The organism is Mycobacterium helveticum, assembly GCF_007714205.1.
Lineage (GTDB): Bacteria > Actinomycetota > Actinomycetes > Mycobacteriales > Mycobacteriaceae > Mycobacterium > Mycobacterium helveticum.
On record NZ_VMQU01000008.1, the window covers coordinates 1 to 15,280 of the forward strand.

Below are 15,280 nucleotides of genomic sequence, written 5' to 3' on the forward strand. Positions count from 1 at the left end.
ACCCGGGTAGCGGCAACCCATCCCCACCACCGCCACCGGTTCGGTGGCCCGCGCGAGGTACTGCCGGTTCTCCCGCTTGAGCCGCTCGTTGTCCTTCAGGGTCTTCCGCAGGGCCCCGACGAGCTCTTCGTCGCTGCTGTTCACCGGGCCCGGCCTCTCACATCGCTCAGCGGAGTCCCCGATCAAGCATCAGTGCCAATGCAGTAACACGAGTTCGGAACAGAATCCCGGACCCATCGCGATCATCAGCCCGGGGCTGTCGGCGGGCGGCGGTTTGGCGATGGTGTCGCGCAACACGTGCAGCACCGACGCCGACGAGAGGTTGCCGATCTCCCCGAGCGAGCGCCAGGTCAATTCCAGGGCCTGCGGCGGCAGGTTCAGGCTCTCGGTGATCGCCTCGATGATCTTCGGGCCGCCGGGGTGGGTGACCCACGCGCCGATGTCGGTCGTGGTCAGGCCGTGGTCGCCCAGGAACGACGTGACGTCCCCGGGCAGATACTGCCGGACCGTGTCCGCCAGCTCCCGGGACAGCACGAGCTCGAACCCCGCGGCCCCGACGTCGTATCCCATGGTGCGCAGCGAGTCCGGGTAGAGGTGGCTGCGCGAGTCGAGGATGTCGGGCCCGGCGGCACCCACCTGTTCGGAGCGGCGCTCGCCGACGGCCACCACCGCGCCGGCCCCGTCGGCGAACAGCGCGCTGCCGACCAGGCCGGGCAGCGACGGCTTGTAACCCGGGTAGGTCAGCGAGCACAGCTCGACGGAGACCAGGGCCGCGACGCCGTCGGGCGCGCCGCGCAGGTAGTCGTGCAGGCGGCCCACACCCGCCGCACCGGCCACGCAGCCCAGGCCGAACAGGGGCACCCGCCGCACATCGTCGCGCAGGCCGAGCCGCCCCGCGATCCGGGCGTCCAGGGACGGCACGGCCAGGCCGGTCACCGTCGTCGTGATGAGCACGTCGACGTCCCGCGGCGCCAGCCCGGCCTCGTCCAGGGCGCCCGCGAGGGCTTCGCATCCGAGGTCGACGGCGCTGTCGATGAAGATCCGGTTGGCCACCCCGAACTCGGTCAGCGTGGGATAGCGCTCCAGCGGCAGGACCAGGTGGCGACTGTTGACCTTGGCACTGGCGTGCAGTTGCCGGACGATGTCCTCGTAACCCTCGAATTCCGGAATGCTGACGAAGAAATCGGTCAATTCGCGCTGCGAATAGCGGTGCGGCGGTAATGCACCGAACACTCCTGCGACGACACTCATCGGTCCCACCTTCTGCAGACGAGGATCGCGGCCGAAAGGTTCGGCCGAATCCCTCGATGAGGAAGTTTAGTCTGCGTTTCGATCCGCCCGGAAAGGGCCGTTGCGGCACACCGCGGCCTCAGGCGCGGCGTAGCCGGTGCCGCAGGTCCTCGCAGGCCGCCCTGACCTCGCCCAGCTGTTCGGCGACCCGGGCCGGCGCGGTGCCGCCGCGGGCGTCGCGCGAGGACACCGACCCCTCGATCGTGAGCACCTCCCGGACCTGGGCCGTCAACTCGGGGCTGACGGCGGCGAGCTCGTCGTCGGTCAGCTCGTCGAGGCCCACGCCGCGCGCCTCGGCGGCCCGCACGGCCCCGCCCGCGGCCTCGTGCGCGGACCGGAACGGCACGCCCTGGCGGACCAGCCACTCGGCGATGTCGGTGGCCAGCGTGTAGCCGGCCGGGGCCAGGGCCGCCATCCGCTCGACGTCGAAGGTCAGGCTGGCCACCAGCCCGGCCATCGCCGGCAGCAGCAGCTCCAGCTGGGCCACCGAGTCGAACACCGGCTCCTTGTCCTCCTGCAGGTCGCGGTTGTAGGCCAGGGGCTGCGCCTTCAGCGTCGCCAGCAACCCGGTCAGGTTGCCGATCAGCCGGCCCGACTTGCCGCGCGCCAGCTCGGCGATGTCGGGGTTTTTCTTCTGCGGCATGATCGAGCTTCCGGTCGACCACGAGTCGTGCAGCCTGGCGTAGCCGAATTCCGTCGAACTCCACAGGATGATGTCCTCGGCCAGCCGCGACAGGTCGACGGCGATCATCGCGAAGACGAACGCCGCCTCGGCGGCGAAATCCCGGGCCGCGGTGGCGTCGATCGAATTCTCGGCGGCGGCGGAAAATCCCAGGTCCGCGGCGATGGCGTCCGGGTCGAGCCCCAGCGATGAGCCGGCCAGCGCGCCCGAGCCGTAGGGGGACACCGCCGCGCGCTTGTCGAAGTCGACGATGCGATCGACGTCGCGCAGCAGCGGGTGGGCGTGCGCGAGCAGGTGGTGGGCCAGCAGGACCGGCTGCGCGGACTGCAGGTGGGTCTTGCCGGGCATGATCGCGGTCGGGTGGGCCCCGGCCTGGGTGGCCAGCGCGCCCACCACGTCGAGCGCACCGGCGGCCACCCGGCGCACCGCGTCGCGCAGCCACATCCGGAACAGGGTGGCCACCTGGTCGTTGCGGGACCGGCCGGCCCGCAGCCGCCCGCCCAGGTCCGGCCCGACCCGGTCGATCAGCCCGCGCTCCAGCGCGGCGTGCACGTCCTCGTCGCCGGCCAGGGGGCCGAAGCTGCCGTCGGCGACGTCGGAGGCGAGGCTGTCCAGGCCGGCCAGCAGCCCGTCGCGTTGCTCCGCGGTGAGCAGCCCGGCCCGGAACAGGATCACGGTGTGGGCCTTGGAGGCGGTGATGTCGTAGGGGGCCAGCACCCAGTCGAAGTGGGTCGACTTGCTCAGCGCGGCCAGCGCGTCCGACGGCCCGTCGGCGAACCGTCCGCCCCACAGCGACCCCTCGTGGGTGCTCACCTTTTCTCCGCGAGCAGACGCAAAAGTCCCGTTGCGCCCGGGGTGTCGGGGGCTTTTGCGTCTGCTCGCCGGGAAAACGTCACCGCGCGTCCCGGCGGGCGGCCAGCTTGGACGACAGGCCGTGCACGTAGACGAAGCCCTTGGCGGCCGACTGGTCGAAGCTGTCGCCCTCGTCGTAGGTGGCCAGGTTGAAGTCGTAGAGGGATTCGGCGCTGCGCCGGCCGTTCACCGCGATGTGGCCGCCGTGCAACACCATCCGGATCTCCCCGGAGACGTGCTCCTGGGTCTTGGCGACGAACGTCTCCAGCGCCGTCTTCAGCGGCGAGTACCACAGCCCGTCGTACACCAGTTCGGCCCAGCGCTGGTCGGTGTGCCGCTTGAACCGTCCCAGCTCGCGCTCGAGCGTGACGTGTTCGAGTTCGGCGTGGGCGGTGATCAGCACCATCGCCCCGGGCGCCTCGTAGATTTCGCGGCTCTTGATGCCCACCAGGCGGTCCTCCACGACGTCGAGGCGCCCCACCCCCTGCGCGCCGGCACGCTCGTTGAGCTCCTTGATGGCCTCCAGCATGGTCACCGGCGTGCCGTCGATGGACACCGGCACCCCGCGCTCGAACCCCACGATCACCTCGTCGGGCGTGCTCCAGTTCAGGGTCGGGTCTTCGGTGTAGGCGTAGATGTCCTTGGTGGGCGCGTTCCACAGATGTTCCAGGAAACCGGTTTCCACCGCGCGGCCCCACACGTTCTGGTCGATGGAGAACGGCGAGCGCTTGGTGACGTTGATCGGGATCGCGTTCTCCTCGGCGAACGCGATGGCTTTCTCCCGCGTCCAGGCGTAGTCACGCACCGGCGCCAGCACCTCGAGATCCGGTGCCAGCGAGGCGAATCCGACCTCGAAGCGAACCTGGTCATTGCCCTTGCCGGTGCAGCCGTGCGCGACGATGGTGCCGCCGTGCTCGCGGGCGGCCGCCACCAGATGCTTGGCGATCAGCGGCCGGCTGATCGCCGACACCAGCGGGTAACGGTCCATGTAGAGCGCGTTGTTCTGCACGGTGGGCAGGCAGTAGCCCTGCGCGAACTCGTCGCGCGCGTCGACGACGACCGCCTCCACGGCGCCGCAGTCCAGCGCCCGCTGGCGGATGACCTCCATGTCCTCGCCGCCCTGGCCGAGGTCGATCGCCACCGCCACGACCTCGCGGCCGGTCTCCTTACCTATCCAGCTGATCGCCACCGACGTGTCCAGGCCACCGGAATACGCCAGGATGACGCGTTCTGACATGAACCAACTCCTTTTGGTTGAAAGGCTTACGTTAGCTTTTCCAGCGCGCTGGCCAGCTCGGCGCCGGTCATGGGCTCACGGGCGGCCACGAAGACGGTGTCGTCGCCCGCGATGGTGCCGACGACGTACGGTAGCGCCGCGCGATCGATCGCACTGGCCAAATAGTCCGCCGCGCCGGGCGGGGTTCGCAGCACCGCGAGGTTCCCGCTGGCGTCGGCCGACACCAGCAGGTCGCCCAGCAACCGCGACAGCCGCGCGGTGCCGCCGGACACCCCGCGCACCGGGCTGCCGTCCTCGGGCACGATGTAGACCCCGACGCCGCCGTCGGCGCCGCGCAGCTTGACCGCGCCCAGTTCCTCGAGGTCCCGCGACAGCGTGGCCTGGGTGACGTCGATGCCCTCGCCGGCCAGCCGCGCGGCCAGCTCGCTCTGGCTGCGCACCGGCGCCGACGACAGGATCGCCACGATCCGGGCCTGCCGCCCGGCCCGGGTGGTCTCCGGTGTCGCCTTCGGGCGGGTCATCGCGCCCGCTCCAGCAGCCACACCAGCAGGGCCTTCTGCGCGTGCAGGCGGTTCTCGGCCTCGTCCCACACGGCGCTGGCCGGCCCGTCCATCACCTCGTCGGTGACCTCCTCGCCGCGGTGGGCCGGAAGGCAATGCAGCACAATGGCTTCGGTGTCGGCCAGGCTCAGCAGCCGCTGGTTGAGCCGATAGGGACGGAACGGGCCGACCCGATCCAGCCCGTCGGCCTCCTGTCCCATCGACGTCCAGGTGTCGGTCACCAGGACGTCGGCGCCCGCGGCAGCCGCCTCGGCGTCGGTGGTGACGGTGACCGACGCGCCGGTGGCCTGCGCGCGGTGCTCGGCCGCCGACACCACGTCGCGGTCCGGGACGAAGCCGTCCGGGGCCGCGACGGTGACGTGGATGCCGGCGGTGACCCCGCCCAGCATCAGCGAATGGGCCATGTTGTTGGCGCCGTCACCGAAGTAGGACAGCCGCAGCCCGCGCAGCGCCCCCTTGCGTTCGGCGATGGTCTGCAGGTCGGCCAGCACCTGGCAGGGGTGGAACTCGTCGGAGAGCGCGTTGACCACCGGCACCGTCGCGGTCGACGTCATCGCCTCCAGCCGCTCCTGCCCGAACGTGCGCCAGACGATCGCTTCGACGTAGCGGGACAACACGTTCGCGGTGTCCTGCAGGGTCTCGTCGCGACCCAGCTGGGTGGCGTGGCTGTCGACGACGACGGCATGCCCGCCGAGCTGGGCGATGCCGAGCTCGAACGAGAACCGGGTGCGCGTGGAGTTCTTGTCGAAGATGACGGCGACGCCGCGGGGCCCTTCCAGCGGGCGGCAGCTGAACGGATTCTTCTTCAATTCGTTTGCAAGCGCGAGGATTTCGGCCTGCTCCTGGGGCGACACGTCGTCGTCGCGCAGAAAGTGTCTCATGCCGGCGTCCCGGCCGCGTCGAGGATGCCCGGCAGCGCGGCGACGAAGCTGTCGGCCTGGGCTTCGGTGATGATCAGCGGCGGCGCCAGCCGCAGCACGTCGGGCGCCGGGGCGTTGAGGAGGAACCCGGCCCCGCACGCGGCGGCCTCGGCGTCCTTGGCGCGCGGCGCGGTCAGCGCGACGCCCAGCAGCAGCCCGCGGCCGCGCACGTGATCGATCAGCGGGTGGCCGAGCGCCTCGATGCCGTGGCGCAGCGACTTGCCCATCATCTCGGCGTGCCGGATAAGGTCCTCGTCTTCCAGCACCCGCAGCACCGCCAACGCCGCCGCGGCGCAGATCGGGTTGCCGCCGAAGGTGCTGCCGTGCAGACCGGGTGTCAGCAGGTCGGCGGCCGGTCCGACGGCCAGGCACGCCCCGATGGGCAGTCCACCGCCGAGCCCTTTGGCCAGTGTCACCACGTCGGGGGTGATGCCGTCGTGCTGATGGGCGAAAAAGGCTCCGGTACGGCCCATTCCGGTCTGCACCTCGTCGATGGCCAGCAGCGCACCGTGCCGCGCGGTGATGTCGCGCGCGGCGGCCAGGTAGCCCTCGGGCGGGACGACGACGCCGCCCTCCCCCAGGATCGGTTCGAGGAACACCGCGGCCGTGGCGTCGTCGACCGCGGCCGCCAGCGCCCCGGCGTCCCCGTAGGGCACGTGGGTGACGTCGCCGGGCAGCGGGGCGAAGGGCGCCGCCTTGCTCGGCTGACCGGTCAGCGCGAGCGCACCCATCGTCCGGCCATGGAATCCACCTTGTGCCGCAACGATCTTGGTGCGGCCGGTGAGCCGAGACAGCTTGAAGGCCGCCTCGTTGGCCTCGGCGCCGGAGTTGCAGAAGAACACCCGGGCCGGCGCGGACCCGTCGAGCAGGGCGACCAGGTGTTCGGCCAGCGCGATGCCGGGCTCGGTGGCGTAGAGGTTCGAGGTGTGGCCCAGCGTCTGCATCTGGTGCGTGACGGCCTCGATCACCGCGGGGTGCCGATGGCCCAGGACGTTGACCGCGATGCCGCCGAGCAGGTCAAGGTAGGTCTTGCCGTCCACGTCGGTGACCGTGGCGCCCTCACCGCCGGCCAGGGCGACGGTCGGGGTGCCGTAGTTGTTCATCATCACGGCTTCCCAGCGGTGCCGCATTTCGGCCGTGCCCGTCACGCTTGTCACCTGCGCCGCTCCTCCGCATCGCTGCGCTCTGCATCGTCGCCGGCGCGCACCACCTTGGTTCCGGTTCCCGCGTCGGTGAAAAGCTCCACCAGCACGCAGTGTTTGACCCGGCCGTCGATGATGTGCGCGCTGGGCACGCCGCCGGTGACGGCCCGCAGACACGCCTCGACCTTGGGAATCATGCCCTCCTCCAGCGTGGGTAGCAGTGGCGCCAGTGTGGCGATGTCGATTTCGCTGACCAGCGATTCCCGGTCGGGCCACTGCGTGTAGAGGCCCTCGACATCGGTGAGCACCAGCAGCTTCGCGGCCCCCAGGGCCTCGGCCAGCGCTGCGGCGGCGGTGTCGGAGTTGATGTTGTGCACCACGCCGTCCTCGTCGGGAGCCAGCGTCGAGACGATCGGGATACGTTGCGCCGCAATCAAATCCAGCAGCAGCGCGCTGTTCACGTGGGCGACGTCCCCGACCAGGCCGACGTCGGTGGCCACGCCGTCGACGTTGACGCTGCGCCGGATCGCGGTGAACAGCTGGGCGTCCTCGCCCGTCACGCCGACGGCGTAGGGGCCGTGCGCGTTGACGAGGTTGACCAGTTCGCGGCCGACCTGTCCGAACAGCACCATCCGCGCCACGTCGAGCACTTCCGGGGTGGTGACGCGGAAGCCGCCCTTGAAGTCGCCCGCGATGCCGAGGCGCCGCAGCATGGCGGTGATCTGGGGGCCACCGCCGTGGACGACGACCGGGTGGATGCCGCAGTTGCGCAGGAACGCCATGTCCGCGGCGAAGGCGTGTTTCAGCGTGTCGTCGACCATGGCGTTGCCGCCGTATTTGACGACGACGATCTTGCCGTGCAGTTGCGTGAGCCATGGCAGGGCCTCGGCCAGCACCTCGGCCTTGAGCCGGGTGGGCAGGGTGTCGATGTTCATGAGCTGTAGGCCGAGTTCTCTTCGACGTAGGCGTGCGACAGGTCGGTGGTCCGGATGGCGGCCCGCCCGTCACCGACCGCAAGGTCGACGGTGACGTCGATGTCGGCCGCCGACAGGTCCACTTCGCGCGCCCCGGGCACCCCGACGCTGTCGACACACACCGCGGAACCGTTGAACGACACGGAGATTCGGTCGGGGTTCAAACGCGCCGGCGCCATGCCGACGGCCGCCAGCACCCGGCCCCAGTTGGGGTCGGACCCGAACAGCGCGGTTTTGACCAGGCTGTCGCGGGCGACCGTGCGCGCGACGGTCAGCGCGTCGTCGTCGGATGCGGCCCCGGTGACGGTGACGATGACGCGTTTGGTGACGCCCTCGGCGTCGGCCTGCAGCTGCGCGCACAGGTCGTCGCAGGCCCGCAGCACGGCCTCGTCGAGATCCGACTGGGGCGGCGCGATTCCGCTGGCCCCCGACGCCAGCAGCAGCACGGTGTCGTTGGTGGAGCAGCTGCCGTCGACGTCGAGCCGGTCGAAGGTGCGCGCAGTGGCCCGGCGCAGCGCCGCCTCGAGGGCCGCCGGTTCGGCGGCCGCATCGGTGGTGAGCACGCACAGCATGGTGGCCAGCGACGGGGCAAGCATGCCCGCGCCCTTGGCCATCCCGCCCACCGTCCAGTCGTTCGGATGATGCACCGCAACCTGTTTGGCCACCGTGTCGGTGGTCATGATGGCCTGGGCGGCCTCGTCACCCCCGGACAGGCCGCCGGCCATCTCGCACACGATCTCGCGTGCCCCGGCGAGCACCTTGTCCATCGGCAACCGGTCACCGATGAGGCCGGTGGAGCAGACCGCCACCTCGATGGCGCCGGTCTCGGTTCCCCAGTCCGACAACGCGGCCGCGACGGCCTCCGCAGTGGCGTGGGTGTCCTGGAAGCCTCCCGGCCCGGTGCAGGCGTTGGCACCCCCGGAGTTGAGGATGACCGCCCGCAGCTGTCCGGTGCCGAGCACCTGCTTGCTCCACAGCACCGGCGCGGCCTTGACCTTGTTGCTGGTGAAGACGCCGGCGGCCGCATAGTCGGGTCCTTCGTTGAAGACCAGCGCGAGATCCCGCGCACCCGACGCCTTGATCCCGGCGGCGATGCCGGCGGCCCGGAATCCGGCCGGGGCGGTGACGCCCTGCTCGCGCAGCAACCTCACGGCGCCACCCCGACCACCGAAAGGCCTTCGGTCTCCGGCCAACCCAGCGCCAGGTTCATCGACTGCACCGCCGCGCCGCCGGTCCCCTTGACCAGGTTGTCGATCGCGGCGATCGCCACGAAGGTCTCGGCGGCCTCGTCGACCGCGACGGCGACGTGCGCCGCGTTGCTGCCGATCACCGCGCCGGTGCGGGGCAGCTGGCCCTCCGGCATCAGATAGATGAAAGGCTCGGCCCGGTAGGCCTTTTCGTAGGCCGCCCGCAGCCGGGACAGCGACGATGCGGTGCGCGCGGTGCAGGTGGCCAGGATGCCGCGGGACGTCGGGATCAGCACCGGGGTGAACGACACCGTGACGTCGCGGTCGGCGACCGCGCCCAGCTCCTGGGCGATCTCGGGGGTGTGCCGGTGGGCGCCGGCGATGTTGTAGGCCCGTGCCGACCCGATGACCTCCGAGCCGAGCAGGTCCGTCTTGGCGGCACGACCGGCGCCCGACGTGCCGCTGACGGCGACGACGGTGACGGCGGGCTCGATCAGCCCGTCGGCCAGCGCCGGCCACAACGCCAGCAGCGCCGCGGTCGGGTAACAGCCCGGGACCGCGATGCGGCGCGCGCCGCGCAGCCGTTCGCGGCCCCCGGGTAGCTCCGGCAGCCCGTACGGCCAGCTGCCGGCGTGGGGGGACCCGTAGAACCGCTCCCACGCGGCGGCGTCGGTGAGCCGGAAGTCCGCACCGCAGTCGATGATCAGGGTCTGCGGGCTCAGCTCTTCGGCCAGCGCCGCCGAATGCCCGTGCGGCAAGGCCAGGAACACCACATCGTGGCCGGCGAGCAGGGAAAGGTCGGTGGGCTCGACCACCCGATGGGCCAGCGGGGTCAGGTGTGGGTGATGCTCACCGAGCGTGCTGCCGGCGCTGGCCGCGGCGGTCACCGACCCGATGGAAAGCCGGCCCTCGCAGTAGGCCGGGTGTCCGAGCAACAGCCTGAGGATCTCTCCCCCCGCGTAGCCGGTCGCCCCTGCGACGGCAGCCCTGATCACGTCGGCCATTTCGACGATTCTGCATGGTTATGCAAAGGTTCGCAAATCCATTCCGGCGGGCTCGTGGTGGTCCGAACGGAGATGTGGTGCCGGGCCCCGTTTCGGAGCCCGGCACCACATTCGCCGGGAGTTTTTACCGGCCCTACGCGGCGATGCCGATGCCGAGGCTGGCCTGCAGGCTGGCCTCCAGGGAGGCGCCCAGGTCGTTCAGGGCGGCCTCCAACGAACCCGCGACGGTGCCGCCGGTCTGGGCGACCCCGTTGAGCGCACCGCCGAGGTCGACGGCCAGGGACTCGGCCGTCTGGAACAGGCCGGGGAAGGCCACGCCGACGGTCGCGCCGAGGGCGTCGCCGAGCTCGGTGGCGATCGCCGTGGTGGTGTCCACCCAGATGTTGGCGATGGCGCCACCCGTCTGCCCCAGTCCGGCCAGCGACGCACCCAGACCACCGACCAGGTTCGCCGTGGTGCTGAGCAGGCCCGTCAGGCCACCGCGCAGGCCGGCCGTCAGGGCTCCCCCGGCGTTGGCCAGTCCGGTCAGGGCCGCGCCCAGGCTCGCGGCCAGGGCGGCGTTGATCGTCACCATCAGGTTGGTGCTGAGCAGCGCGCCCAGGCTGGCGGCCAGGTTCTCGCCGGTCTGGATGAGGGCGTTCAGCCCGCCACCCAAGCTGGCGGCCAGGGTGCCACCGAGGTCGAGCAGGCCGTTCAGCCCGCCGCTGAGGCCGGCCTGGATCACCGCCTCCAGCGGACCCAGGCCCGCCAGCGAGCCACTCAGGGCCAGCGACAGGGCGGCGTTCAGCGAGGTGCCGAACCCGTTGAGGGCGGCACCGAGGCCGCCGGTCAGGGCGAACCCGGTCTGCAGCAGCCCGTTCAGGCCGCCGCCGAGGGTGGCCGCCAGGTTCGCCCCGGTGGTGATCAACCCGTTAAGACCCGTCTGCAGGCTGGCCGCCAGCGAGGCCGGCAGGCCCAGCAGACCACCCAGCCCCGCCAGGTTGCCGCTGAGCGCCAGTTGCAGCGCCGCGGTCAGCGACCCGCCCAGGCCGGACAGCGCCCCGCCCAGGTTGGCCGCGAACGCCTCGCCCGTCTGGATCAGCCCGTTGAGGCCGGCACCCAGCGTGCCGGCCAGGGTGCCACCCAGGTTCGCCAGGCCCGACAGTCCGCCGGTCAGGCCGCCCTCGATGGCCAGACCCAGCGGGCCGAGACCCGCCAGCGACGCGTTCAGGGCGGCGGACAGGTTCGCGCCGAACGAGCCGCCCAGGCCGGACAGCGCCACGCCGATGTCGGTGGTCAGGCCCTCGGCGGTGTGTACCAGCACGTTGAGCCCGGCACCCAGGTTGCCTGCCAGGTTCGCACCGACGTTGGCCAGCCCGCTGAAGCCGGTCTGCAGGGTGGCCGCCAGCGACGCCGGCAGGCTCAGCAGGCCGCTCAGGCCGGCGAGGTTGCCGCTGAGTGCCAGTTGCAGCGCCGCGCTCAGCGACCCGCCCAGGTTGCCCAGCGCCGCACCGAAGTTCACCGCCAGCGACTCCCCGGTCTGGATCAGCCCGTTCAGGCCGGCGCCGAAGGAGTTGAGCAGCGTCGCACCGGTGTTGACAAGACCGTTGAGGCCACCGGTCAGGCCCGCCTCGATCAGCGCGCCCAGCGGACCCAGGCCGGCCAGCGAGCCGCTCAGGCCGAGCGACAGGGCCGCGTTCAGCGAGCCGCCCAGGTTGTTCAGCGCCGCGCCGATGTCGCCGGCCAGCGACGCCCCGGTCTGCACCAGCACGTTCAGGCCGCCGCCCAGGCCGTTGAGCAGGGCGCCGCCGACGTTGAGCACACCGTTCAGACCGGTCTGCAGGCCGGCCGCCAACGAGGCCGGCAACCCGAGCAGCCCACTGAGCCCGGTCACCCCGGCGTTGAGGCCGGCGTTGAGGGCCACGCTCAGCGACCCGCCCAGCCCGGACAGCGCCGCACCGAAGCTGCCCGCCAGCGACACACCCGTCTGCAACAAGCCGTTCAGGCCGGCGCCCAGTGAGGTCGCCAGCATCCCGCCGGTGTTCAGCAGGCCGTTGAGACCACCGGTCAGACCCGCCTCGATCAGCGCGCCCAGCGGACCCAGACCCGAAAGCGAACCGCTCAGCATCGCCGACAAACCGATGTTGAGCGAGGCGCCCAGGTTGTTCAACGCCGCGCCGATGTCGCCGGCCAGCGACGCACCGGTCTGCACCAGCACGTTCAGGCCGCCGCCCAGGCCGTTGAGCAGGGCGCCGCCGACGTTGAGCACACCGTTCAGACCGGTCTGCAGGCCGGCCGCCAACGAGGCCGGCAACCCGATCAGCCCACTGAGCCCGGTCACCCCGGCGTTGAGGCCGGCGTTGAGGGCCACGCTCAGCGACCCGCCCAGCCCGGACAGCGCCGCACCGAAGCTGCCCGCCAGCGACGCACCCGTCTGCAACAAGCCGTTCAGGCCGGCGCCCAGCTCGGCAGCCAGCATCCCGCCGGTGTTCAGCAGGCCGTTGAGACCACCGGTCAGACCCGCCTCGATCAGCGCGCCCAGCGGACCCAGACCCGAAAGCGAACCGCTCAGCATCGCCGACAAACCGATGTTGAGCGAGGCGCCCAGGTTGTTCAACGCCGCGCCGATGTCGCCGGCCAGCGACGCACCGGTCTGCACCAGCACGTTCAGGCCGCCGCCCAGGCCGTTGAGCAGGGCGCCGCCGACGTTGAGCACACCGTTCAGACCGGTCTGCAGGCCGGCCGCCAACGAGGCCGGCAACCCGATCAGCCCACTGAGCCCGGTCACCCCGGCGTTGAGGCCGGCGTTGAGGGCCACGCTCAGCGACCCGCCCAGCCCGGACAGCGCCGTACCGAAGCTGCCCGCCAGCGACGCACCCGTCTGCAACAAGCCGTTCAGGCCGGCGCCCAGTGAGGTCGCCAGCATCCCGCCGGTGTTGAGCAGGCCCGACAGCCCGCCGGTCAGGCCCGCCTGCAGGAGCGCCCCCAGCGGTCCCAGACCCGCCAGCGAACCGCTCAGCATGCCCGAGAGTGCCACGTTGAGGGAGCCACCCAGACCGTTGAGCGCCCCGCCAATGTCGCCGGCCAGCGACACCCCGGTGTCCAGCAGCCCGTTGAGGCCCCCACCGAGGTTGGCCGCCAGGTTCGCGCCGGTGTTGAGCAGGCCGGTCAGGCCGGTCTGCAGGGTGGCTCCCAGCGCGGCCGGCAGACCCAGCAGCGCACCGAGGCCCGAGAGATTGCCGCTGATGGCCAGCTGCAGTGCGGCGCCCAGCGAGCCGCCCAGGCCGGACAGGGCCGCACCGAAGTTGGCGGCGAACGACTCGCCGGTCTGGACCAGCGCGTTCAGTCCCGCACCCAGTTCGCCGGCCAGCGCCGCACCGGTGTTGGCCAGCACCGACAGCCCGCCGGTCAGACCGGATTCGATGGCCAGCCCGAGCGGGCCGAGCCCGGCCAGCGAAGCGCTCAGCGCGGTCGACAACGCGACGTTCAGCGAGCCGCCCACCCCGTTGAGTGCCGCACCGATGTCACTGGCCAGCGACGCACCGGTCTGCACCAGGACGTTCAATCCGGCGCCCAGGTTGCCCGCCAGGGCCTCACCCACGTTGATGAGCCCGTTGAGGCCCGTACCCAAGCTGGCCGCCAGCGAGGCCGGCAGGCCCAGCAACGCGCCGAGACCGGCCAGGTTGCCGCTGATGGCCAGCTGCAGCGCCGCGCTCAGCGAGCCGCCCAGCCCGGACAGGGCCGCACCGAAGTTGGTCGCGAACGACGCGCCGGTCTGCAGCAACGAGTTCAGGCCCGCACCGATGCCACTGACCAGCGCCGCGCCGGTGGTCAGCAGCCCGTTGACGCCACCGGTCAGGCCCGCCTGAATGAGCGCACCCAGCGGGCCGAGACCCGCCAGCGAGCCGCTCAGCGCACCGGACAGCGCCACGCTGAGCGAACCACCCAGCCCGGACAGCGCCCCGCCGATGTCACCGGCCAGCGACACCCCGGTCTGCAGCAACCCGTTCAGGCCCGCGCCGAAGTTCGCCGCGAGGTTGACCCCGGTGTTGATCAGCCCGTTGACGCCGGCACCGAGGCTGGCCGCCAGGGAGGCCGGCAGGCCCAGCAGCGCGCCGAGACCGGCCAGGTTGCCGCTGATCGCCAGCTGCAGCGCCGCGCTCAGCGAGCCGCCCAGCCCGGACAGGGCCAAGCCCAGATCGGCCGCGAACGACCCGCCGGCCTGCAGCAACCCGTTCAGGCCGGCACCCAGTTCGGACGCCAGCATTCCGCCCGTGTTCAGCAGGCCGCTGAGGCCTCCGCTCAGGCCTGCCTGGATGAGCGCGCCCAGCGGGCCCAGGCCCGCCAGCGAGCCGCTCAGCATCGCCGACAAACCGACGTTGAGCGAGGCGCCCAGGTCGTTGAGGGCCGCGCCGATGTCGCCGGCCAGCGACGCACCGGTCTGCAGCAGCCCGTTCAGGCCGGCACCCAGGCTGGCCGCAAACATGCCCCCGGTGCTCAACAGCCCGTTGAGGCCGGTCTGCAGGCTGGCCGCCAGCGACGCCGGCAGGCCGAACAGGCCGGCCAGGCCGGTCAGCGAGCCGTTGAGGCCGGCGGACAGCGCCGCGGTCAGCGACCCGCCCAGATCGTTCAGCGCCGCGCCCAGGTTTCCGACGAGCGAACCCCCGGTCTGCAACGCGGCGTTCAGCCCGGCACCCAGGTTCGCCAGGCCGTTGAGGCCGCCGGTGAGGCTGGCCGACAGCGACGCGCCCAGCTGGGCCGCCAGGCTGCCGTTCAGGAGGGCGTTGAGGGCCGCGCCCGCCTGGGCGCTCAGCCCGGCGCCCAGGCTCGACAGGGCGGCACCGCTGCTTTCCAGGGCCGTGCCGAGGCTCACGATGGCGTTGCCGGTCTGGACCAGGCCGGCGCCGACACCCTGCAGCAGGGCGCCACCGGTCTGCAGGAAGAGGCCGCTGGCCCCGGCGCCGATGGCTGTGCCCAGGGCACCGCCGATGCTGCCCGCCAGCCCGGCGTTGATGCTCGTCGACAGCGCCCCGCTGATGTTGACACCCAGCCCGGACAGCGCGGCGCCGAGATCCGCGGTCAGGGAGCCGCCGCCCTGCAGCAGCGAGGCGCCGTTGGCGACCTCAGCGCCCACGTATGCGGCCGCGCCGCCGCTCAAGGTGCTGACGAACTGATTGTGGAAGGCCGCCACTTCGGTGTTGAGGGTCTGATACTGCTGGCCGAATCTGCCGAACAGCGTTGCGATCGATTGCGAAATCTCGTCCTGGGCGGCGGGCATCACCGCAGTCGTCGGGGCGGCTATCGCCGAGGCGACCTCGTCGAGTGCCGAACGAATGCCCGCAAGATCCTGGGCTGCTGTCTCGATAAGCTCCGGCAACGCGACTACAAACGACATGTCCATCTCCCCCTGCGAATGAACGAAATGTGACTCCACGAGCCCGAATCACCCCTAG

The 15,280-nt window shown here is 71.6% G+C and carries 10 protein-coding genes and 1 pseudogene; all 11 read right to left on the reverse strand.

Annotated elements, in window-relative coordinates; translation table 11 throughout:
- Window positions 1-144 (reverse strand): polyketide synthase docking domain-containing protein (locus FPZ47_RS30560; RefSeq protein ID WP_168209346.1); only part of this gene is annotated, 144 nt, incomplete at its 3' end.
- A 45-nt stretch (window positions 145-189) separates the two neighbouring features.
- Window positions 190-1,251 (reverse strand): type III polyketide synthase, encoded by a 1,062-nt coding sequence (locus FPZ47_RS03175; RefSeq protein ID WP_144951498.1) that lies wholly within the window; start codon window positions 1,249-1,251, stop codon window positions 190-192.
- Between the two features lie 118 nt (window positions 1,252-1,369).
- Window positions 1,370-2,785: an argininosuccinate lyase gene (argH, locus tag FPZ47_RS03180; RefSeq protein WP_144951496.1), complete on the reverse strand. Its 1,416-nt coding sequence runs from the start codon at window positions 2,783-2,785 to the stop codon at window positions 1,370-1,372.
- Window positions 2,786-2,864: 79 nt separating this feature from the next.
- Window positions 2,865-4,061 carry an argininosuccinate synthase gene (locus tag FPZ47_RS03185; protein ID WP_144951493.1) on the reverse strand — a complete coding sequence of 399 codons (1,197 nt, stop codon included), beginning with the start codon at window positions 4,059-4,061 and terminating at the stop codon, window positions 2,865-2,867.
- A 26-nt stretch (window positions 4,062-4,087) separates the two neighbouring features.
- On the reverse strand, window positions 4,088-4,582 hold the full coding sequence (locus FPZ47_RS03190) for an arginine repressor (protein WP_144951492.1): 495 nt from the start codon (window positions 4,580-4,582) through the stop codon (window positions 4,088-4,090).
- Window positions 4,579-5,502: an ornithine carbamoyltransferase gene (argF, locus tag FPZ47_RS03195; RefSeq protein WP_144951490.1), complete on the reverse strand. Its 924-nt coding sequence runs from the start codon at window positions 5,500-5,502 to the stop codon at window positions 4,579-4,581. Before argF ends, FPZ47_RS03190 begins: the two co-directional genes overlap by 4 nt.
- Window positions 5,499-6,698 (reverse strand): acetylornithine transaminase, encoded by a 1,200-nt coding sequence (locus tag FPZ47_RS03200; protein WP_281291834.1) that lies wholly within the window; start codon window positions 6,696-6,698, stop codon window positions 5,499-5,501. Before FPZ47_RS03200 ends, argF begins: the two co-directional genes overlap by 4 nt.
- A complete protein-coding gene (gene argB / locus FPZ47_RS03205; RefSeq protein ID WP_144951487.1) occupies window positions 6,695-7,618 on the reverse strand; it encodes an acetylglutamate kinase in 924 nt (307 codons plus the stop codon). Before argB ends, FPZ47_RS03200 begins: the two co-directional genes overlap by 4 nt.
- Complete coding sequence (gene argJ, locus FPZ47_RS03210) at window positions 7,615-8,850, reverse strand: bifunctional glutamate N-acetyltransferase/amino-acid acetyltransferase ArgJ (protein WP_425461782.1); 1,236 nt, start codon at window positions 8,848-8,850, stop codon at window positions 7,615-7,617. Before argJ ends, argB begins: the two co-directional genes overlap by 4 nt.
- Window positions 8,805-9,864: pseudogene (gene argC / locus FPZ47_RS03215) on the reverse strand (N-acetyl-gamma-glutamyl-phosphate reductase). Before argC ends, argJ begins: the two are co-directional and overlap by 46 nt.
- Before the next feature lie 117 nt (window positions 9,865-9,981).
- The gene (locus tag FPZ47_RS03220) at window positions 9,982-15,222 is read right to left on the reverse strand and encodes a PE family protein (protein WP_168209347.1); all 5,241 of its coding nucleotides are present in this window, start codon (window positions 15,220-15,222) and stop codon (window positions 9,982-9,984) included.
- Window positions 15,223-15,280: the final 58 nt, after the last annotated feature.

Bases quoted from the DNA above. Each gene is read 5' to 3' on its own strand.
- FPZ47_RS03220 (WP_168209347.1), bottom strand. From the start codon at position 15,222: ATGTCGTTTGTAGTCGCGTTGCCGGAGCTTATCGAGACAGCAGCCCAG.
- FPZ47_RS03185 (WP_144951493.1), bottom strand. From the start codon at position 4,061: ATGTCAGAACGCGTCATCCTGGCGTATTCCGGTGGCCTGGACACGTCG.
- FPZ47_RS03175 (WP_144951498.1), bottom strand. From the start codon at position 1,251: ATGAGTGTCGTCGCAGGAGTGTTCGGTGCATTACCGCCGCACCGCTAT.
- argB (WP_144951487.1), bottom strand. From the start codon at position 7,618: ATGAACATCGACACCCTGCCCACCCGGCTCAAGGCCGAGGTGCTGGCC.
- argF (WP_144951490.1), bottom strand. From the start codon at position 5,502: ATGAGACACTTTCTGCGCGACGACGACGTGTCGCCCCAGGAGCAGGCC.
- FPZ47_RS03190 (WP_144951492.1), bottom strand. From the start codon at position 4,582: ATGACCCGCCCGAAGGCGACACCGGAGACCACCCGGGCCGGGCGGCAG.